Here is a 20,147-nt window from a genome sequence, read left to right as displayed (position 1 = left end):
GCTGGCCATGGAAAGTTCCTCTCGTTGAAGGGAACTCAATCGTCTGGCAACAGCCTCTGCCTGCCTAGAACTTCAGATAATCACACCAACCTCACCGCGCGCACCCTCCCGCGAAGCGGGTTCGTGCGTGAGGCGCAAAGCGGTCATGAATGCAGAGAGCGCCAAACGGCAGCTGAGAGCCATCAGCAGTCATTGGTGCCACTTATGACGGAATACCAGAAAGTTCCAGCAGCCCCGGGCAATCCTTCGCGCCGCCGAACATTGCGTCTGTCCGCCGACTTTCCTTGAGCCTCAGATCTTCCTGAACGTCAGATAGGCCGAAGAGCGGCCCTCGCGCCGGGCCTTGGCCTCGTAGCGTGTGCTCGGCCAGCCCGCATAGGGGGTGAGCCAATCCGCTGCATTCTCGGCCACCCAGTCGAAGCCGCCATGGTCGCGGCATTTGAGCAGCGTCCAGTTCACATAGGTGTCGATGTCGGAGGCGAAGCAGAACAGGCCGCCGGGCTTCAGCACGCGATGAAAGCGGTCGAGATTGGTCTTCGAGACGAAGCGCCGCTTCCAGTGCTTCCGCTTCGGCCAGGGATCGGGATAGAGCAGATCGATCTGATCGAGCGAGGCGTCCGGCAGCCAGTCGAGCAGCTGTGTCGCGTCGTCATTATAAACGCGGATATTGGAGGTGCCGGTCTCGCCGATGCGCGACAGCAGCTTCTGCATGGAATTGACGAAGGGCTCGACGCCGATGAAGCCGGTCGACGGCGTCTCCAGGGCGCGGTGGATCAGATGTTCGCCGCCGCCGAAACCGATTTCCAGCCGCAAGCGCTCGACCGGAACCGGGAAGAGGGACGTCAGCGGCGCCGGGGGCGCCGCCGAGAGATCGATCAGGAATGCCGGCAGCAGGCTGTTCAGCGTCTCGGCCTGCTGTTCGCGCAGAGCCTTGCCTTTGCGGCGACCGAAAAAGGCTTCGGTCGCCCGGCCGCGACGTTCCATATCCGTCATGCTTTATCTCAGGCCTTTACGCTTTCCTTGAGCGCCTTCACGAGGTCGGTGCGCTCCCAGGAGAACGAGCCGTCGCGGCCGGCCTTGCGGCCGAAATGGCCGTAAGCGGAGGTCTTGGCGTAGATCGGCTTGTTGAGGTCGAGATGGCGGCGGATACCGGTCGGCGAAAGGTCCATGTTCTTGCGGATCGCTGCCTCGATCTGATCCTCGGTAACCTTGCCGGTGCCGTGCAGGTCGACATAGATCGACAGCGGCTGGGCGACGCCGATCGCGTAGGAGATCTGGATCGTGCAGCGGTCGGCAAGGCCGGCGGCGACGACGTTCTTGGCAAGGTAACGGGCGGCATAGGCCGCCGAACGGTCGACCTTCGTCGTGTCCTTGCCGGAGAATGCGCCGCCGCCATGCGGAGCGGCACCGCCGTAGGTGTCGACGATGATCTTGCGGCCGGTGAGGCCCGCATCGCCGTCCGGTCCGCCGATGACGAACTTGCCGGTCGGATTGATGTACCACTTGCAATCGTCAGCGATCTTCAGCTCGCCCAGCGCTTCGCGGATATAGGGCTCGACGACGGCGCGAACCTTGTTCGAATCCCAGCTCTCGTCAAGATGCTGGGTCGACAGCACGATCGAGGTTGCTTCCGACGGCTTGCCGTCGACGTAGCGCACGGTCACCTGGCTCTTGGCGTCGGGGCCGAGCTTGGCGACTTCGCCGTCGCCCTTCTTGCGGGCGACTGCCAGCAGCTGCAGGATCTTGTGGGAATAATAGATCGGGGCCGGCATCAGGTCCGGCGTTTCGCGGCAGGCGTAACCGAACATGATGCCCTGGTCGCCGGCGCCCTCGTCGCCCTGCTGGTCGGCGGCGCTGTCGACGCCCTGCGCGATGTCGGCCGACTGCGAATGCAGCAGCACGTCGATCTTGGCCTTCTTCCAATGGAAGCCGTCCTGCTCGTAGCCGATATCCTTGATGGCGCGGCGCGCGGCGGCCTTGAACTTCGACGGGTTGATGACGTCCTTGCCGTCCTTGTCCTTCTTCATCAGGCTCGGCGGCAGGCGGACTTCGCCGGCGATGACGACGCGGTTGGTCGTCGCCAGCGTTTCGCAGGCAATGCGCACGCCCCACGGATTGACGCCGGTCTTGGCCGCTTCGCGGTAGACCAGATCGACGATCTCGTCGGAGATGCGGTCACAGACTTTGTCCGGATGACCCTCGGCAACAGATTCGCTGGTAAAGAGATAATTCGCGCGCATTTCGGGATTCCCCTCAAAGAATAAAAGCCAGCTAGTAGGTACTCAGTTCGAGGCTTGATGACAAGCGCAGAAGGACATAAATATATCTTTATATCTGCGGCAAAGTGACAAATTTTGCCCCAAAAACGCAGAAAAGGCGGCCTTTCGACCGCCTTTCGAATTCCACGCCTGATGTGGTTCAGTCGGCGTCGGCTTCAGCCGCAAGCGCCTTCACCAGCTCCACGACCTTGCGGCGAACCTTGGGATCGGAAATCTTGACGAAAGCGCGGTTGAGCTGCAGGCCTTCCGAGGAAGACAGGAAATCGACGACGTAATTCGAGCTGGAGGCCTCGGCCATGCCGCCCATGGAGCCGGTATGTTCGCCGGGCGCGTCCTCGAAGAAAAAGGAAACCGGAACATTGAGAATATTCGAGATGTTCTGCAGGCGGCTTGCGCCGACGCGGTTGGTTCCCTTCTCGTATTTCTGGATCTGCTGGAATGTAATGCCGAGACTTTCGCCCAGTTTCTCCTGGCTCATGCCAAGCATCGTTCGGCGGAGACGAATACGGCTGCCCACGTGGATGTCGATGGGATTTGGCTTCTTCTTGTTTTCAATCATGGTCGTGCCCTAGCTAAGAATTTCAACTGTTTCTAACCGGCATGCCCCTGATCCATCCCAAAACGCCACGTTGCAGGCGGTAAGAACCCACCTTCAAACATACGCTAAGAACGCCGATTGTCATCACTATGCAATTTTAGGGGTTTTTGGTCAATTCAACCCGGAAATAAAACCTCTACGAGAAATTAGCGCAATCAAAATGAGCAGCGCCTCGGTCAACCAGAAGTATGTTTGCCGGGGGATTGGCGTTCCGTCCCCTTCGCCGAGCCTATCAAGAGTTGCATCGATAAAGCCGGTTTGCTCGAGATCGAGACCGGCGATAATTTCCCCATGTGCGTTCACCAGCGCCGAAATGCCGCTATTGGCATCACGAATCAACGGCAGCCCGGTTTCGACAGCCCGGACCCGCGCCTGCTGGAAATGCTGATAGGGGCCGGGTGTCGCGCCGAACCAGGCATCATTGGTGATATTGAGGATCGCATTGGCGTCTTTGATGTCGCCGGTCATTTCATCGGGGAAAATAATCTCGTAGCAGATCAGCGGATAGAGATTGAGCCCGCCGGGCAGCGCCAGCAGGTGCCGGCTTGCCGCGGCCGAAAATCCTCCCGGTATCTCGACGACATTCTGGATGCCGAATTCGGTGAGCACGTCCTCGAAGGGCAGATATTCGCCGAAGGGCACCAGATGCACCTTGTCGGAGGCGGCGATGATCTGGCCGCGGCCGTCGATCACGTAGATGGAATTATAGTAGCGCGCAGGCGTGCCCGGTCCCATCTCCTCGGCGCGGACGGCGCCGGCGATCAGGATCTGGTTGTCGTCGAGCGTATCGGCGATCCGTGTCAGCGCATCCTGATTGTCGGTCAGGATGAACGGGATCGAGGTTTCCGGCCAGACGATGATGTCGGGCTTGCGTGCGCCATTCCTCGGCGCTTCGGCCGACAGCTTCAGATGCGTCTCGAAGATCGCATTGCGGTCGGCGTCGTTGTCCATCTTCGCCGCCTGGTCGATATCAGGCTGCACCAGCCGCACCACCGGCCGCTTGTCCTCGGGCAAGGCTTCCGGCCGCGGCGCGAGATGGAGGGCATAGGCCCCATAACCGAGATGGGCGGCAAACAGCGCGACGGCGAGTGCGATGCCGCCGCGTGCATCTTGGCGTGTCCCGGCAAGCGCCGGCGCGGAAAAGATGAAGACGGCAAGCGCCGTCACCCCCATCGCCCCGATCACATGCGCCGACTGCATCATCAGCGGAACGGGCATCATGCCGTAGCCGATGGCGTTCCAGGGGAAGCCGGTGAGGATCACGCTTCGCAGCCATTCCATCAGCCCGAAGCAGGCCGCCAGTGCGGCGATCCGCCCCATGCCATCCGACCAGAAGATGCGGGCAAGGGCAGTCGCCAGCCCGTAGAAGATAGCCAGACAGGCCGGCAGCCCGAGGATGGCCAAGGGCAGCGCCCAGGCGAATTCCTCCTGATCGACCAGCAGTGCATGGCCGAGCCACCACAGGCCCGCGACGAAATAGCCGAAGCCGAACAGCCAGCCGGTGGCGAATGCCGGCCACAGCCTGCCGACCAGGCCGCTTTCAGGCGAAGCCGCCGCCCCGTCGATCAGCCAGACGAGCAGCGTGAAGGAGATGAACATTGCCGCGAAAAAGCCGATGGGCGGCAGCGCCAGAACCGCAAATGCTCCGGCGGCGATGGCCAGCAGCGACCGTTTGAAACCCCAGACGAGGATAACCCTGTCCGCAAGCCGCTCCATGCGCACTCCCATCAAACCGCGAATCAACCCGTTCGCAGTCTTTCAAAAAAGCGGCTCTTTGTCCTGTTAATGGATGTTAATGCATGTCGCCCGGAGATGTGCGGCGGTGCCGGGACAACGACAGGCACAAAAACCAACAGCTGAAGCGCATCGCATCAATCAAATTGAATGCGGCGCTCCAACCTTCACGCATCGTGCTTTCCGAAAATCGATTCCAATTTTCGTGCCGAAGCGCTAATTGGCAGCCGATTCCGCCGGCCGGTCGTCGCCGGTCTCGGAGCCGGGAGTGGAGTCGCCATCCGCCTTGGCGCGGCGGCGCATCGCATGGCGCTTGCGGGTGATGCGCAGCCGCTTGATGCGGCGCGGATCGGCGTCGAGAATGTGGAATTCGAAGCCAGGCAGCGCCTGGACGACCTCGCCGCGCACCGGGATGCGGCCAAGTGCCGAGAAGATCAGCCCGCCCAGCGTATCGACCTCGTCGACCTGCTCGCTGATGTCGAAATCCGGCCCGATCGCTTCGGCGATCTCTTCCAGTTCGACGCGGGCGTCGGCGATGAAGACGTCTTCGGCGACGCGCTTGAACATTACCTCTTCGTCGTCATGTTCGTCGTCGATGTCGCCGACCACCATTTCGACGATGTCCTCGTGCGAGGCGAGCCCGTCGGTGCCGCCATATTCGTCGATGACCAGCGCCATCTGGGTGCGGTTCACCTGCATGCGGCGCAACAGGTCGGACGCCAGCATCGACGGCGGCACGAACAGGATCTTGCGAATGATGCCGGCCTCGGCCAGCGTCTTCTGCAGGTCGACGCGGGCGAGATCGAAATTTGGCTTGGCCGAACGCGTGGGCTTCTGGATGTTCTCAGGCGCAACCTCGATCGCCGGTACGCCAGCGGCCGGTTTCGCCGGGCCGCGGCGCTTGTTGCGCGCCTGCTTGGCGACATAGGAGAGCAGGTCGCGGATATGCACCATGCCGCGCGGATCGTCGAGCGTATCGGCATAGACGGGCATGCGCGAGCGGCCGGATTCCTCGAACAGGATCATCAATTCGCCGATGGTGATGTTCTGGTCGACCGCCTCGATATCGGCGCGCGGCACCATCACGTCGGCGACGCGCACCTCGCGGAAGCGCAGGATATTGTGCAGCATCGCCCGTTCGTCGGGCGAAAAGGCGTCGTCGCCGGCCGCATCGGTCATCAGCGCGTCGGCGAGATCCTCGCGCAGTCGCGAGCCCTGCTGCGGGCGGAGGATGCGCGCGGCGCGCGACCAGAAGGATTGGGATCGGCCGGATGGCCGACTACTACTGCCCGCCTCGTCCGAAGAGGAGGATGGCTCGGAGTCCTTGGCGTCTGCCGCCGGCTTCGTCGTAAAGTCGCTCATGGTTCCATTTTAAGGTCTTGACCCTCGTAGGGATCAGATAGGCCGAGCTGCGCCAAAATGCGAGTCTCCAGCCCCTCCATAATTTCGGCTTCAGCACTATTCATATGGTCGTAGCCGAGAAGATGCAAGAAACCGTGCACCAGAAGATGGGTCAGGTGGTCGTCGAAACTCTTTTCGAGCTCGTGGGCTTCCCGCTCCACCGTCTCCCGGGCGATGATGATGTCGCCGAGCATCGGACCGGGCATTTTGCCGGGCTGCACCGGAAAGGCCGGAAACGACAGCACATTGGTCGCCTTGTCCTTGCCGCGCCATTCGGCGTTGATGTCCTGGATCGAGGCATCGTCGGTAAAGACGAGCGAAACCTCGGGCGGCATCTTGGGGAAGGGCTGCTTCTCGCTGTCGCGGAGATAGATTGCCGCGGCGCTGAGCACGCGTTCGCAAAACGACAGCAGCGTCTCCTCGCCGGGCCAGCCGATATCCTCGACGCTGATCTGGATGTCGAGTTCGGCCATCAGTCCTGCCGGCTGACGTCTTCGGCTTCGACGGCATAGGTGGAATCATAGGCCCTGACGATGCGCCCGACCAGCGGATGGCGCACGACATCGGTATCCTTGAAGCGCACGATCGAGATGCCCTCGACGCCGTTCAGAAGCTGCAGCGCCTCGACGAGGCCGGATTTGACACCGCGCGGCAGGTCGATCTGGCTCGGGTCGCCGGTGACGATCATGCGCGCATTTTCGCCGAGACGCGTCAGGAACATCTTCATCTGCATCGACGTCGTGTTCTGCGCTTCGTCGAGGATGATGGCGGCGTTGGCCAGCGTCCGGCCGCGCATGAAAGCGAGCGGCGCGATTTCGATGACGCCGGCGGTGATCGCCCGATCGACCTTGTCGGCCGGGATCATGTCATAGAGCGCATCATAGAGCGGGCGAAGATAGGGATCGACCTTTTCCTTCATGTCGCCGGGCAGGAAGCCGAGGCGCTCTCCGGCTTCGACCGCCGGACGCGACAGGATGATCTTTTCGACCGCCCCGCGCTCCAGGAGCTGGGCGGCATGGGCGACGGCGAGATAGGTCTTGCCGGTGCCGGCCGGGCCGACGCCGAAGACCAGCTCGGCACGCTCCAGCGCCCTGATATAGGCGTCCTGGGTCGGGGTGCGGGCGATGATCGTTTTCTTGCGGGTGGAAACCTGTGCCATCGTCAGCTTTGCCTTGCGCTCCATTGTGGGCAGGCTGAGCTGATCGTCGGCGGCGACCGCCATGCGGATTGCGCCCTCGACGTCGGATCTTTCCACGCTGCCGCCTTTCTGAAGCTTTTCATAGAGATAGTCGAGCGTGCGCCGCGCCTGGTTGGTTGTCACGATATCGCCTGTGATGACGACCGAATTGCCCCGCGCCCGCGCATCGATATTGAGCCGTTCCTCGAGCAGCTTGAGGTTCTGGTCGAATTGACCGAAGAGCTCGCTAGCGAAGCGGTTGTTCTCGAACGTCAGGACGAAGTGATTGGTATCGCTCGGCGTGCGGGGGTGGCGCGGTGAAGAAGAAACCAATTCTTGTCCGTTCAAGCGGTCGGGCTCCTTGGGTTAAACCGCAGCCTCTGCGCGTTCGGCAAACAGGCTGTTCGTTCCGGTTCCGGTGATTCGCACTTTAATAATGTCACCGATTTGCGATGCTTTTGCATCAACATTCACGGATTGAAGCCAGGGAGAACGTCCGATCAGTTGTTCCGGCATGCGACCGGGCTTTTCGAGCAACAGGTCGATCTCTTTGCCGATGCAGGATTCGGCAAATTCCTGCTGCTGCTTCAGGAGAAGCGTTTGCAGGCGTTCCAGCCGTTCTGCCTTGATCTCTTCCGGCACCTGGTCCTTCAGTTCCGCGCCGGGAGTGCCCGGCCGTGTCGAGTATTTGAACGAGAAGGCCTGTGCATAACGAACCTCCTCCACAAGCCTGAGTGTATCCTCAAAATCCTTGTCTGTCTCCCCCGGAAAGCCGGTGATGAAATCGCCAGACAGCGCGATGTCGGGCCGCACCGTGCGGATGCGCTCGATCAGCGTCAGATATTCGGCTGCCGTGTGGCGTCGGTTCATCGCTTTCAGGATACGGTCCGAGCCCGATTGCACCGGCAGGTGCAGATAGGGCATCAGCGCTCTCAAGTCGCGATGGGCGTCAATCAGCCGGTCGTCCATGTCGCGCGGATGGCTGGTGGTATAGCGCAGCCGCGCCAGGCCGGGGATCTCGGCAAGGCGGTAGAGCAGGTCGCCGAGGCTCCACGCCTCGCCACGCGGCCCGGCGCCGTGCCAGGCATTGACGTTCTGCCCGAGCAGGGTGATCTCGCGCACCCCGCCCTCAACGAGCTTTTCGGCTTCCTCGACGATCTGGGAAACCGGCCGCGATACTTCCGAGCCGCGCGTATAGGGCACGACGCAGAACGTGCAGAACTTGTCGCAGCCCTCCTGCACCGTCAGGAAAGCGGTGACGCCGCGGGCGCGGATCTTTCGGCTCTCGGGGATCGGCAGATGCTCGAACTTGTCCTCGATCGCATATTCCGTATCGACGACGCGTTGACCCTGCTTGGCCCGGCGCAGCGCCTCCGGCAGGCGGTGATAGGTCTGCGGGCCGATGACGACGTCGACGGCAGGCGCCCGGCGCAGGATCTCCTCGCCTTCGGCCTGGGCGACGCAGCCGGCAACGCCGATCATCATCTCCCGGCCATCCGCCGCCTTCTTCTTTTTCATCTCGCGCAGCCGCCCCAGCGCCGAATAGACTTTCTCGGCCGCCTTCTCTCTGATGTGACAGGTGTTGAGCAGAACGAGGTCCGCCTCTTCCATGTCTTCGGTCGGCTCATAGCCGTCACGGGCGAGCGCATCGCTCATGCGCGTCGAATCGTAGACGTTCATCTGGCAGCCATAGGTCTTGATGAAGACCTTGCGGCTGTTGCTGCCGTCGGGGATTGCCTCCGGGGCCTGGAGAAGGGCGCTGTCCTGTGTCATGGCGCGCTATTTAGTGGTTTTTGCCGCCCGAGAAAATCGAAATCTTGTTTCAGGAGATTTCCCTCCCGCGCAGGCGGCTGTTCAGGAGGTTGCGGATGCGCAAGGCGATCGTCGCGCTCACCTCCTTGCGATTGGTCTCGGTGCGGTAATCCACCGCCTCGCCGAAGGAAACCTCGGCGTCGATGGCGCCGCATCGGACGATATCGAGGAGATGCGGCAGGAGTTCGATATCACCCGGCCAGGCGGCGAGCGGCCTGTGATAGCGGCCCATGGCGATACCGTGCACGCGGGTATAGGCAACCGCCACCGGCTGCACCACGACGGTTCCCGTTGGCGAATAGGGCACGGCCATCGCGGCGGCGCCGAACAGCGAAGACTTGACCTCCAGCAGCCGGTTGCCGTCCGAGGTCGTGCCCTCGGGGAAGAGCACGACGATCTCGCCGTCGGCCATGCGCCCGGCGATCTCGTTTGCCTGGTGACCGGTCTTGCGCCTCTCCTCGCGCACGACGAAGACGCTCTTCTGCAGCTTGGCGAGCGTGCCGAAGATCGGCCAGTCGCGCACCTCGATCTTGGCGATGAAGGCGACGTCGGCAACGGCCGACATCACCATGATATCCATCCAGGACGAATGGTTGGAACAGAGCATCAGCGGCCGGCGGTCTTCCAGCCTGCCGGTCACGCGGACGCGGATGCCGAGGCAATAGCAGACGATGCGGTGCCAGACGCGTGGAAGCCTGCGGCGCAGCCGCCAGTCGAAATAGAGCGCCAGCAGCTGCAGCGGCATCAGCACGATGCTGGCCGCGAGAATGACGACAGCGGCCAAGGCGATGCGCAGCCAGGCGATCAAATACTGGTCTCCCGGGCTGCCATTGCTTCAGAGGTCTTCCTTTTTGAACGGAACGCCGTAGAGCTCCAGACGATGATCGACCAGCCGGAACCCATGCTCGCGGGCAATACGCTCCTGCAACGCCTCGATCTCGGGCGAACGGAATTCGATCACCGTGCCGGTCTTCAGGTCGATCAGGTGGTCGTGATGTTCTTCCGGCACCGTTTCGTAGCGCGAGCGCCCGTCGCGGAAATCGTGGCGGGCGATGATGCCCGCGTCCTCGAACAGTTTCACGGTGCGGTAGACGGTCGAGATCGAGATCTTCGCATCGACCTTCACCGAGCGGCGGTAGAGCTCTTCGACGTCGGGATGGTCTTCCGAGTCTTCCAGGATGCGCGCGATCACGCGGCGCTGCTCGGTCATGCGCATGCCGCGTTCGGTGCAAAGCTCCTCAAGGGTCTTGGCTACATCAGACATGGCCCGCCTTTAAAGAAATTCGTGTTTCGACAACGCCGCACGGCGTTCGCGCCGGCCTGCATGTCATCTCGCTGACAGGGAACTACCGAAGAACGCGCTTCATGACAAGCGCCGTGGAGAGGGCGCCGTTTTCCTGCTTGTAGTAACCCTGGCGCTCGCCGACTTTTTCGAAGCCGAGCTTGCGGTAGAGGCCAAGCGCTGCCGTGTTGCCGTTGTCGACCTCGAGAAACATGCTCTCGCCGCCGCGGGCGCGCGCCTCGCGCATCGCCGCCTGCATCAGCCGCCAGCCAAGCCCGGCGCGGGCGACCTTCGCCTGCACGGCGATCGTCAGGATCTCCGCCTCGCCGGCGACATGGCGGGCAAGAATGAACCCCGGAAGCGGCTTTTTCAGGATGGCGTTGGTCTGGCGCGCGACGAAGCCGAACACGGTGTCCTGCATCAGCAGGCCGTGAAATTCACCGTCGCCCCAGGGCCGGGCGAAGCGCTCGCCGTGCAGGATGGCGACATCGCGGCAATCCTCGCGCTCCATGGCGATGATTTCGAATTCCGGTTTCAGCGTCAGATAGGCTTCCAGCATCGTCATACTCGTCGGGCAATCGCATACCCGGCCTGCGGCTTGGCATCGGGTCCGCGCAGATAAAGGGGCTTCGGCTTTCCGGAATCGGGGGAGGCGGCAGCACCGAGGCGCGCCACCATGGAGATCGGGAATCGGTTGGCGTGATCGCCGCCGGCATCCGCCTTCAGCAGCGGTGTTGCCGAACCGGTGATCTCGCCGTCGAAGCCGGCGGCAAAAGCCTGGGCCTCCCCAATGCTGACCGCCCGGGGGGCGTCGAGCGGAGAACCGTCGGCTGCAAAGGATTGGAGATAGATTTCGTCCCGCTTGGCGTCCATTGCCGCGAGCACCGCGCGATCAGGCGTCTTGTCGCGCTGGGCAGCGGCCATGACTTCGAGCGTGGTAACGCCGACGGCCGGCACATTGAGGGAAAGCGCAAAACCGCGGGCTGCGGCAACACCGACGCGGATACCGGTAAAGGAGCCGGGACCGATGGTGACGGCAAGCCGGTCGATATCAGAAAGGGCAAGTCCCGCCTGATCCAGCGCGCGATCGACGATACCAATCAGATGTTCAGCATGCCCCTTGCCGATCATGTCCGATGCCTCCCCCAGCATCGTATTCCTGCCGCTGTCGTAGACGCCGGCAGCGCAATCTACACCTGCCGTGTCGAGCGCCAGAATGATCATGCCATCAATTTCCGAATAAACCAGTGTCGCCTATCGATAAATTCGCCTGGCCGAACCTGAGATGAACGACAGGGACGAATTCAAGATTTTTAAGCGGCAATCACTTCCTGCACTTCCGGAACGAAATGGCGCAGCAGGTTCTGCACGCCGTGCTTCAGCGTTGCCGTCGAGGATGGGCAGCCGGCGCAAGAACCCTTCATGTTCAAATAGACCTTGCCGTCCTTGAAGCCGCGGAAGGTGATGTCGCCGCCGTCCTGGGCAACGGCCGGGCGCACGCGGGTCTCCAGAAGCTCCTTGATGGTCAGCACGATCGATTCATCGCCTTCGTCGAAGAATTCGTCGCCGGCATCGGCGTCTTCGGAGAGGATGGAGGCATCGCCCATAACCGGCTTGCCGGACATGAAGTGCTCCATGATCGAGCCCAATATAGCCGGCTTAAGATGCTGCCATTCGGCATTGTCCTTGGAGACGGATATGAAATCATAGCCGAAATAGACGCCGGTGACGCCGGGGATTTCGAACAGGCGGGCGGCGAGCGGCGACGCTTCAGCTTCTTGCGCGCTGCGGAACTCGGCCGTGCCGTTTTCCATCACCACCTTGCCCGGCAGGAACTTCTGCGTGGCGGGGTTCGGCGTGGCTTCGGTCTGAATGAACATCTGGTTCTCCATGCGGACGGCCCGTCGGCTCCGCCGTCTTTAGAATTCTTCAAAAGAAGATAAGCCCATTGCCTGAGCTAATCAAGAGACTTGTACTCAAGAAAAGCTAGCAGAGGGCGTCGATTTCCTCGTTGGTCAGCGTATCCGGCAGCACGGTGACCGGGATCGGAAAGGCGGCGGCGCGGCCGGCGACCGACGAGACCAGCGGCCCCGGGCCTTCCTTGGCCGAACCGGCGGCCAGGACCAGGATCGCCACGTCGCGGTCTTCCTCGATCACGGTATTGATCTGTTCGGCGGCACTGCCCTCGCGGATGACGATCTCGGGCTCGATACCGATCGTTTCGCGCACGATCTGGGCGATCTTGGCAACGACCGCCTCGGCCTCCTCGCGCGCTTCCGCCCGCATGATCTCCTCGACTCCAAGCCATTGCTGGAAATCCCCGTCGGGGATGACGTAGAGCAGCACCAGCCCGCCATTGGAATTCTTCGCGCGCCGGCCGGCATAATGAACGGCGCGTTGGCATTCGGGTGTACCGTCGATCACCGCCATGAATTTGCGGCGATGACCTTCGAGCCGTGAGAGTCGTTTCGATACCATGGCGCGGACTCTGACACCCGAAGCGGGAAATTTGCAAGCCCAGTTTTTGCCCTGATGTCCGAGAAGAAAATCCTCTTCTCCCGCGGCGGGGAGAAGAGGAGATCTATCTCAGTAGAGGAAGCCGATGACGTCGCGCACCTGGCGCATCGTCACCTCGGCGCGGGCCCTGGCGCGCTCGCCGCCCTGGCGCAGGATGGCGTCGATGTGGCTGGTGTCGTCCATCAGCCGGCGCATTTCGCCGGTGATCGGCGCCAGTACCTGGATGGCGAGGTCGACCAGCGCCGGCTTGAAGACGGAGAATTGCTGGCCACCGAATTCGGCCAGCACATCCGCCTTCGACTTGTCGGCAAGTGCTGCATAGATCGCCACCAGATTGTCGGCTTCCGGACGGCCCTGCAGCCCGTCGACCTCGCTCGGCAAACCGTCCGGATCGGTCTTTGCCTTGCGGATCTTCTTCGAGATCGCGTCCTCGTCGTCCATCAGGTTGATGCGCGACAGGTCGGAAGGATCGGATTTCGACATTTTCTTGGTGCCGTCGCGCAGCGACATGACCCGCGGCGCCGGTCCGCCGATCAGCGGCTCGACCATCGGGAAATAGGCATGCACCGGCTCGTTGCCGACGGTGATGTCGATGCCGTAGTCGGTCCTGCCGATATGCTCGACATAATCGAGGTTGAACTTCATCGCGATGTCGCGGGCAAGCTCCAGATGCTGCTTCTGGTCCTCACCGACTGGCACATGGGTGGCGCGATAGACGAGAATGTCGGCCGCCATCAGGCTCGGATAGGCGTAAAGCCCGAGCGAGGCCTGCTCGCGGTCCTTGCCGGCCTTATCCTTGAACTGCGTCATGCGGTTCATCCAGCCGATGCGGGCGACGCAGTTGAAGATCCAGGCGAGTTCGGCATGCTGCGGCACGGCCGACTGGTTGAAGACGATATGTTTTTCCGGATCGATGCCGGCGGCGATGAAGGCGGCGGCGATCGAGCGCGTCTGGCTCGGCATGTCCTCATGCACGAGTTGGGCGGTGAGCGCATGCATGTCGACGACGCAATAGATGCAGTCATTGCCTTCCTGCAGCGCCACGAACCGGCGGATCGCGCCGAGATAATTGCCGAGATGCAGATTGCCGGTCGGCTGCACGCCGGAGAATACGAGTTTCTTGAATTCGCTCATGTCGTCCTCAATAGGCTGGTGGAGGGCCCACAGCGCCGCGCGTCTTTTCAGGCGCGCAAAGGACGCTGTAACAGTTCAAATTGCTGCGTTATGCGGCAGGGTTTTCACCCATGTTGCTAACGCCGCGGCTTATGCACGGCCGCCCGGTCGCAATCAAGGGGTTCAGGCCGCGTGATGCTGGATCAGATCGAAGGTGTTGCCGTAGGGATCCGCAAAGACCGCGACCGTGCCGTAGAGCTCATGGCGCGGCGCCTCCAGAAAACGCACGCCGGCGGCCAGCATCGCGGCATGGTCGCGCATGAAATCGTCGGTCTTCAGAAAGAAGCCGACACGCCCGCCCGTTTGATTGCCGATTGCCGCCCGCTGCGCCGCATTTGCCGCCTGCGCCAGCAGAAACGCCGCTCCGTCTTCGCCCTTGGGCTTCACCACCACCCAACGTTTGCCCTCTGGCTGTCGCTCATCCTGCAGGCAGTCGAAGCCGAGGGCATCGCAATAAAAGGTCTTGGCGCGGTCGTAGTCGTCGACCACGAGGGTGACGAGGAAAAGCGACTGGATCGTCATGTCTATCTCCCGATTGAGACGTTTATTCCATTTTGGATCGGAAATATCCGTTATTTTAAGCCGAATTGATCAAGCTGTTTACTCACAATTGAGTATAAAATTTCACAGAAAAGCTTTTTTTGAACTGAAAATCCTCCGCCTGATGCCGGTGCCGTTGGGGTCGCCGGATAGCCGATCGGAGCGACCATGCAGAACGCAACTTTGCTCGCCATGGCAGGCCTTTTCGCCCTACAATCAGCAACGGGTGCTGTCGGTCAAGAGATCAAAAGGCACGCTGTCCATCTTCCCAAACATGAGGCGCGCACCGCCTACACAGTGCAGACCGTCAGCGTCCGGGCCGGCTGCTTTCCCGAACGGCTGCGGGCGATCTTGTCGCATATTGCCGCAAAGACCGGGCGACGCCCGGTAATAACCTCTGGCCACAGACCGCATCCCCGCCGCCATGGCTCCCTACATGGGAAATGCCTGGCGGCCGATATCAGGATGCCCGGTCTCTCGTAACGCACCATCATCGCGGCGGCAAGAAGTGCGCCCGGCATCGGCGGCATCGGCACCTATTGCAATGGCATCGTCCATGTCGACGTCGGACCGCAAAGGCGCTGGGTCGACTGCTAGAGCGCCGTGCGTCCTTTCGGACGCACAAAGGACGCTCTAACACTTTCAATCTTCGCATCGCGCTTTCCGAAAATCGATTCCGATTTTCGGGCCGATGCGCTACAGCGCGATTACGCGTCTTCTGCCGGGGCCGGCTTGCGGTTCAGATTGCGCCTTATCATGCCGAGATCTGCCCCGCCGATCAGGAAGGCGGCGGCAAAATAGACCAGCATGGCGATCGCAATCAGCAGTCCGAGGGCGCCGATCTTGGTAAGAAGCGGCGCGCCGGAGGCGAGCCACGGCGCCCAATATTGCTTGAGGAAGACGATGGCCGCCCCCATGACGGCTGCGGCGACGATCAACAGGGCGGCGCGTTTTGCCAGCGCCCATTCCCATGTCAGATGGCCGCGGCGCAACAGCGTGGTGAACAGCAGCACGGTGCTGATCCAGCCGGCGGTGGCTTCGGCAACGGCGATGCCGGGCGCGCCCATATAGGGGAAGAGGGTCAGCGCCGTGGCGCAGTTGGTGGCGACTGCGATGGCCGAAAAGCGCATCGGCGTCTTGGTGTCCTCGCGGGCATAAAACCCCGGCTGCAGCGCCTTGATCAGCACGAAGGCCGGCAGGCCGATGCCGTAAATCGCCAGGATCGCGCCGACGACGGCGGTGTTTTCCTGATGGAAGGCGCCGCGCTCATAGAGCACGCGGATGATCTCGTCGGAGAGGATCCAGAGCGCGAAGGCGGCGGGAATCGTCAGGAACAGCACGAATTCGATCGAGCGGTTCTGCAGGTTTCCAGCCTCGCGCAAATTGCCGCCCTTCAGCGCCCGGGCAAGCTCCGGCAGAAGCACGACGCCGACGGCCACACCGACGACGCCGAGCGGCAGCTGGTAGATGCGGTCGGCATATTGCAGCGCTGCGATGGCGCCGTCGCGCGAGGAGGCGATCGCCTGGCCGATCAGCTGGTTGATCTGGGTGATGCCGCCGGTCACCGCGGCCGGCACCGCCAGGATCAGCAGCCGTTTGACGTTGGGCGTCATCTTCGGGAAGCGGAAGCCGATGCTCATGCCGGCCGCAAGCACGCCGACATAGACGACGGCGAGCTGCAGCACGCCGGCGGCAAGAACGCCCCAGGAGAGATACCAGGCCGTCGCCAGCGGATCGGCGCCGGTATAGAGCGCATAAAACAGCGCCCCGATCATCACCACGTTGAGGAAAACCGGCGCGATGGCGGCGGCGAAGAAATGATGCAGTGAATTCAGCATGCCGCTCATCATCGCCGTCAGCGACATGCACATCAGATAGGGAAACATCACCGCAGCCATGCGGATGGTGATCGAGAATTTGTCGGGATCGTCGGCAAAACCCGGCGCGATGACGAAGCGCACCAAGAGCGGCATGGCAAGCTCCATCACGATGGTGATGAGCAGCAGCACCGAAAACAACACGCCGAAGACTTCTTCCGAAAAGCGCTTGGCGCCCTCCGTGCCGTTCGCCTCGATCTCCTTGGCAAAGAGCGGCACGAAGGCGGCGTTGAAAGCGCCCTCGGCAAACAGCCGGCGGAAGAGGTTCGGAAAGCGGAAGGCGGCGTAGAAGACGTCGGCCATCGGTCCGGTGCCCAGCGCCGCCGCCATCAGCGTTTCACGGGCGAAGCCGAAGATGCGGCTGCCGAGGGTGGCGCCGCCGACGGTCGCGAATTTCTTGACGAGGCTCATGCGTTGGGGCTCATGCTCATATGGGGGAACCGGCTTTCTTTTCGGCGGAAGTCGGGGTCCGGGCGGTGGCGGCCGGCGCGATGATGCCGGAAGGCATGCGCTCGCGCAGCTCGTCTTCCTCCTCGGCCATGACCGCCTTCATCCGGGCGGTGATGTTGGCGCGCTTGCTGTCGCCGGAGATTTTCTGGCCGACCAGATCGGTGACGTAGAAGGTGTCGATCACCTTCTCGCCGAAGGTGGTGATGCGGGCCGACTGGATGTCGAGCGACAGATCGGAGAGCACGGCGGTGATTTCCGACAGCAATCCCGGCCGGTCGAGGCATTCGACCTCGATGACCGTGAACTTGTTCGACAGGCTGTTGGTGATGTTGACCGACGGCGGAATGACGAAGGCCTTGCTTTTCTTGCGGTTGCGCGTGCGCGTGGCGATGACCTCGGGCAGCCGCTTGCGGCCGGAAAGCACATCCTCGATCATCCGGCCGATCGTCGCGGCCCGGCGCAGCTCGTCGGCATCGTCGGGAAATTCGCGGCTGACATGGATGGTGTCGAGCGCCCGCCCGTCCGATGTCGTGAAGATCTGCGCGTCGACGATGTTGGCGCCGGCCGCGGCACAGGCGCCCGCGATGACGGCGAGCAGCCGCGGATGGTCGGGCGACAGCACGGTGATCTCGGTGATCGCATGGAAACTGTCGGTCCGCACCGTGGTGGCGAGCGCCTGGCCCGCTTTGTCGGCCTGACGGATGAAATTCGCGTGGCGAATCTGGTCTTCCAGCGGCACGGAGAGCAGATAGGGCTGGTAGTGCAGCTTCGTATAGGTGTTGCGGTCCTTCTGGCTCCAGTCGGCAAGGGCCGCATGCAGCGCCTCGGCGGCGGCATTGGCCCGCTCCTTGCGGGAAACCTCGGAAAAGCCGCCGGCGAGCAGCAATTCGGTTTCATAATAGAGGGTGCGCAGCAGCTGGCCCTTCCAGCCGTTCCAGACGCCCGGACCGACGGCGCGGATATCGCAGATCGTCAGGATCAACAGCATCTTCAGCCGCTCGAGCGACTGCACCCGGTCGGCGAAATCGGTGATCGTCTTGCGGTCGGTGAGGTCGCGGGTCTGCGCCACCATCGACATCGTCAGATGTTCCTCGATCAGCCAGACGACGATTTCGGTCTGCTTCTGCGACAGGGCGAAGCGGGCGCAGAGTTTGCGGGCGACGCGGGCGCCGGCGATCGAATGATCCTCCTGGCGGCCCTTGGCGATGTCGTGGAGAAGAACGGCGAGATAAAGCGCCTCGCGGTCCTCGATGCCCGAGATCAGCTTGTTGGCAAGCGGATGCAGCTCCTCGGCGCGCCCCTTGTCGATCTCGGAGAGAATGTCGACGGTGCGGATCAGATGTTCGTCGACCGTATAGTGGTGATACATGTTGAACTGCATCATCGCGACGATCTTGCCGAATTCGGGGATGAAGCGGCCGAGCACGCCGGCCTCGTTCATGCGGCGCAGGATGAGCGCCGGATCGCGCTTCGACGTCAGGATCGACATGAACAGGCGGTTCGCCTCGTCGTTTTCCCGCAGGCTGTTGTCGATCAGGGCAAGCGAACGGGTGACGCGTTTCAGCGCGTCCGGATGGAATTCCAGCCCGTTGATGTCGGCGACGTGGAAGAGCCGGATGATGTTGACCGGATCGCGCTTGAAGACTTCCGGATCGGCGAGCGTAATGCGGCCGCGGTCTTCGACGAATTCGACGCTGCCGGCGATCTTGCGGTTGCGATGGGTGAAGCGGCTGATGACGCCGGTCAGGCCGGGGATCGTCTTCGCCTGCTGGTCTTCGAGCGCGGCGCAGAGGATGCGCGTGAGATCGCCGACATCCTTGGCGACCAGGAAATAGTGCTTCATGAAGCGCTCGACGGCCGAAAGGCCCGGGCGGGTGTGGTAGCCGAAGGCTTCGGCGATCTCGCGCTGGATGTCGAAGGACAGGCGTTCCTCGGCCTTGCCGGTCAGGAAGTGCATATGGCAACGCACCGCCCAGAGAAAATCGTCGGCTTTCTCGAGCAGGCGGTATTCGTGTTTGGACAGCACGCCGAGCTTGACCAACTCCGCCTGGTCGCGCACGTGATAATAATATTTCGAGATCCAGAACAGCGTGTGCAGGTCGCGAAGCCCGCCCTTGCCTTCCTTGACATTCGGTTCGACGAGATAACGTGTGTCGCCGGCCTTGCGGTGGCGCTCGTCGCGCTCGGCAAGCTTGGCGGCGATGAATTCCGGGCCGGTGCCGGTGACGATCTCCTTGTCGAAGCGGGTCTCGAGCTCGGTTTCCAGCCGCTGCAGGCCGCAGATGTAGCGCATCTCGAGGATGGCGGTGCGGATCGTCATGTCGGATTTGGAAAGCGCGATGCATTCCTCCACCGTGCGGGTGGCGTGGCCGACCTTGAAGCCCATGTCCCAGAGCACGTAGAGCATGAACTCGACCGCCTTGTGCGTCTCTTCGGCCGGTCTCGGCAGGAAGAGGAAGAGCAGGTCGATATCCGAACCCGGCGCCAGCGTGTCGCGGCCATAGCCGCCAACGGCGGTGACCGCGAATTTGTCCTTCTGCCGCGGAAAGATATGGGCGGTGGCAAAATTGTAGAGGACGGTGATGATCTGGTCCTGCAGCCAGGAAATCCGGTAGGCGCAATTGAGCCCGCCGCCGTCGGCCAAGAGGGCGGCGCGCGCCTTCTGCCGGCCTTCCGCGCTCGCCTTTTTCAGCACCGCCAGAAGATCGGCGCGCAGGAGGTCGGGCCGGTTGCTGTTGGCCTCGGCAACGGCGTCGCACTGCTTCTGCAGCAATTCGACATCGAGGATATTGGAGAAATCGAGGTCGCGCATCGCTGTCGCCGGGGCGGTTTCCTGTTCATGCCGGACTGCCGGTTCACGGCCTGCCGCTTGTTTCGTCTGCATGCGCTATAGCCCCTTTGCCCGGCGATTGACACGGGCTTTCATACTGCAAGAACCTTTAAATTTGGCGAAATGGTGTTGGCTCGCGGCAAGAGGCGAGGGCGCTTTGACGCAAGGCGCGGGCTTTTTGCGAAAACTTCAGCCGGCGGCCCGCGCATTCAGCAAATGCAGCACCTGGCGTGTCTCGCCCATGATCTCCTCGATCGTCTGCCTGTCGCATTCGCGATAACCCGCCTTGGCGATCGCGGAGCCGAGCTCGCAGATCACGGCGCAGCAGCGGGTGATTTTCAGCATGCCGATCGGTGAGGTCCAGCCACGCGCGTTGCGGTCCTTATCTGCGCGCCGCATCGTGTCGAGCATGGAGCAGATGAGCGAGAGGCGCTCGGTTTCGCGAACCAGTTTTTCCATGAACATGGCGCGCCGCTC

21 protein-coding genes and 1 pseudogene are annotated in these 20,147 nt (G+C 62.2%); 2 read left to right on the top strand and 20 right to left on the bottom strand.

The genetic code is table 11. From position 1 onward, the window contains the following. A partial coding sequence (locus tag EEQ99_RS34915; RefSeq protein ID WP_210212244.1) for a hypothetical protein occupies window positions 1–288 on the top strand: 288 nt, incomplete at its 5' end. A 3-nt stretch (window positions 289–291) separates the two neighbouring features. Here EEQ99_RS34915 and trmB read toward each other — a convergent pair. The 17 genes from trmB to EEQ99_RS34665 form a co-directional block, all read right to left on the bottom strand. Continuing rightward, window positions 292–993 (bottom strand): tRNA (guanine(46)-N(7))-methyltransferase TrmB, encoded by a 702-nt coding sequence (trmB, locus tag EEQ99_RS21195; protein ID WP_097543225.1) that lies wholly within the window; start codon window positions 991–993, stop codon window positions 292–294. Between the two features lie 8 nt (window positions 994–1,001). Further along, window positions 1,002–2,240 (bottom strand): methionine adenosyltransferase, encoded by a 1,239-nt coding sequence (gene metK, locus EEQ99_RS21190; protein WP_018485328.1) that lies wholly within the window; start codon window positions 2,238–2,240, stop codon window positions 1,002–1,004. Between the two features lie 178 nt (window positions 2,241–2,418). Beyond that, complete coding sequence (locus tag EEQ99_RS21185) at window positions 2,419–2,838, bottom strand: helix-turn-helix domain-containing protein (RefSeq protein ID WP_028757650.1); 420 nt, start codon at window positions 2,836–2,838, stop codon at window positions 2,419–2,421. Window positions 2,839–2,988: 150 nt separating this feature from the next. Beyond that, window positions 2,989–4,593 carry an apolipoprotein N-acyltransferase gene (lnt, locus tag EEQ99_RS21180; protein WP_028757649.1) on the bottom strand — a complete coding sequence of 535 codons (1,605 nt, stop codon included), beginning with the start codon at window positions 4,591–4,593 and terminating at the stop codon, window positions 2,989–2,991. Between the two features lie 234 nt (window positions 4,594–4,827). Next, complete coding sequence (locus tag EEQ99_RS21175; RefSeq protein ID WP_047617198.1) at window positions 4,828–5,973, bottom strand: hemolysin family protein; 1,146 nt, start codon at window positions 5,971–5,973, stop codon at window positions 4,828–4,830. After that, window positions 5,970–6,485: an rRNA maturation RNase YbeY gene (gene ybeY, locus EEQ99_RS21170; protein WP_028757285.1), complete on the bottom strand. Its 516-nt coding sequence runs from the start codon at window positions 6,483–6,485 to the stop codon at window positions 5,970–5,972. Before ybeY ends, EEQ99_RS21175 begins: the two co-directional genes overlap by 4 nt. Beyond that, window positions 6,485–7,537: a PhoH family protein gene (locus EEQ99_RS21165; protein WP_028757284.1), complete on the bottom strand. Its 1,053-nt coding sequence runs from the start codon at window positions 7,535–7,537 to the stop codon at window positions 6,485–6,487. The genes ybeY and EEQ99_RS21165 overlap by 1 nt, the downstream gene beginning before the upstream one ends. A gap of 18 nt (window positions 7,538–7,555) precedes the next feature. After that, window positions 7,556–8,962, bottom strand: a complete 1,407-nt coding sequence (gene miaB / locus EEQ99_RS21160) for a tRNA (N6-isopentenyl adenosine(37)-C2)-methylthiotransferase MiaB (protein ID WP_047617196.1) — start codon at window positions 8,960–8,962, stop codon at window positions 7,556–7,558. Between the two features lie 49 nt (window positions 8,963–9,011). Beyond that, window positions 9,012–9,809, bottom strand: coding sequence for a lyso-ornithine lipid O-acyltransferase (gene olsA / locus EEQ99_RS21155; protein ID WP_127431048.1), 798 nt, complete (start codon window positions 9,807–9,809; stop codon window positions 9,012–9,014). 27 nt (window positions 9,810–9,836) lie between these two features. Next, complete coding sequence (locus tag EEQ99_RS21150) at window positions 9,837–10,265, bottom strand: Fur family transcriptional regulator (protein ID WP_127431047.1); 429 nt, start codon at window positions 10,263–10,265, stop codon at window positions 9,837–9,839. Between the two features lie 82 nt (window positions 10,266–10,347). Further along, window positions 10,348–10,848, bottom strand: coding sequence for a GNAT family N-acetyltransferase (locus EEQ99_RS21145; RefSeq protein ID WP_174824480.1), 501 nt, complete (start codon window positions 10,846–10,848; stop codon window positions 10,348–10,350). Further along, window positions 10,845–11,507 carry a tRNA (adenosine(37)-N6)-threonylcarbamoyltransferase complex dimerization subunit type 1 TsaB gene (gene tsaB, locus EEQ99_RS21140; protein ID WP_127431046.1) on the bottom strand — a complete coding sequence of 221 codons (663 nt, stop codon included), beginning with the start codon at window positions 11,505–11,507 and terminating at the stop codon, window positions 10,845–10,847. Before tsaB ends, EEQ99_RS21145 begins: the two co-directional genes overlap by 4 nt. Before the next feature lie 89 nt (window positions 11,508–11,596). Continuing rightward, a complete protein-coding gene (locus EEQ99_RS21135) occupies window positions 11,597–12,163 on the bottom strand; it encodes a NifU family protein (RefSeq protein ID WP_028755485.1) in 567 nt (188 codons plus the stop codon). A 106-nt stretch (window positions 12,164–12,269) separates the two neighbouring features. Continuing rightward, window positions 12,270–12,761: a universal stress protein gene (locus tag EEQ99_RS21130; RefSeq protein ID WP_028755484.1), complete on the bottom strand. Its 492-nt coding sequence runs from the start codon at window positions 12,759–12,761 to the stop codon at window positions 12,270–12,272. A 108-nt stretch (window positions 12,762–12,869) separates the two neighbouring features. After that, a complete protein-coding gene (gene trpS, locus EEQ99_RS21125) occupies window positions 12,870–13,934 on the bottom strand; it encodes a tryptophan--tRNA ligase (protein ID WP_127431045.1) in 1,065 nt (354 codons plus the stop codon). A gap of 162 nt (window positions 13,935–14,096) precedes the next feature. Beyond that, window positions 14,097–14,495, bottom strand: a complete 399-nt coding sequence (locus tag EEQ99_RS21120) for a VOC family protein (RefSeq protein WP_028755482.1) — start codon at window positions 14,493–14,495, stop codon at window positions 14,097–14,099. 50 nt (window positions 14,496–14,545) lie between these two features. Further along, on the bottom strand, window positions 14,546–14,707 hold the full coding sequence (locus tag EEQ99_RS34665; RefSeq protein ID WP_164735948.1) for a hypothetical protein: 162 nt from the start codon (window positions 14,705–14,707) through the stop codon (window positions 14,546–14,548). On the opposite strand from EEQ99_RS34665, the pseudogene EEQ99_RS21115 reads away from it, so the two are divergent. Continuing rightward, window positions 14,682–15,110: pseudogene (locus EEQ99_RS21115) on the top strand (YcbK family protein). The gene EEQ99_RS34665 and the pseudogene EEQ99_RS21115 overlap by 26 nt on opposite strands. A 110-nt stretch (window positions 15,111–15,220) precedes the next feature. On the opposite strand, the gene murJ reads toward EEQ99_RS21115, so the two are convergent. From murJ to EEQ99_RS21100, 3 genes are all read right to left on the bottom strand, one after another. Continuing rightward, window positions 15,221–16,801 carry a murein biosynthesis integral membrane protein MurJ gene (gene murJ, locus EEQ99_RS21110; protein ID WP_127431044.1) on the bottom strand — a complete coding sequence of 527 codons (1,581 nt, stop codon included), beginning with the start codon at window positions 16,799–16,801 and terminating at the stop codon, window positions 15,221–15,223. 16 nt (window positions 16,802–16,817) lie between these two features. Next, entirely contained in the window at window positions 16,818–19,724 is a 2,907-nt protein-coding gene (locus EEQ99_RS21105) for a [protein-PII] uridylyltransferase (protein WP_127431043.1), read from the bottom strand. 135 nt (window positions 19,725–19,859) lie between these two features. Further along, a complete protein-coding gene (locus EEQ99_RS21100) occupies window positions 19,860–20,135 on the bottom strand; it encodes a hypothetical protein (RefSeq protein WP_047617185.1) in 276 nt (91 codons plus the stop codon). Between the last annotated feature and the right edge of the window lie 12 nt (window positions 20,136–20,147).

Source organism: Rhizobium anhuiense (genome assembly GCF_003985145.1).
GTDB lineage: Bacteria > Pseudomonadota > Alphaproteobacteria > Rhizobiales > Rhizobiaceae > Rhizobium > Rhizobium anhuiense.
Note: the sequence above shows the minus strand (reverse complement) of the source record. Positions and strands in the feature narration are given on the sequence as shown.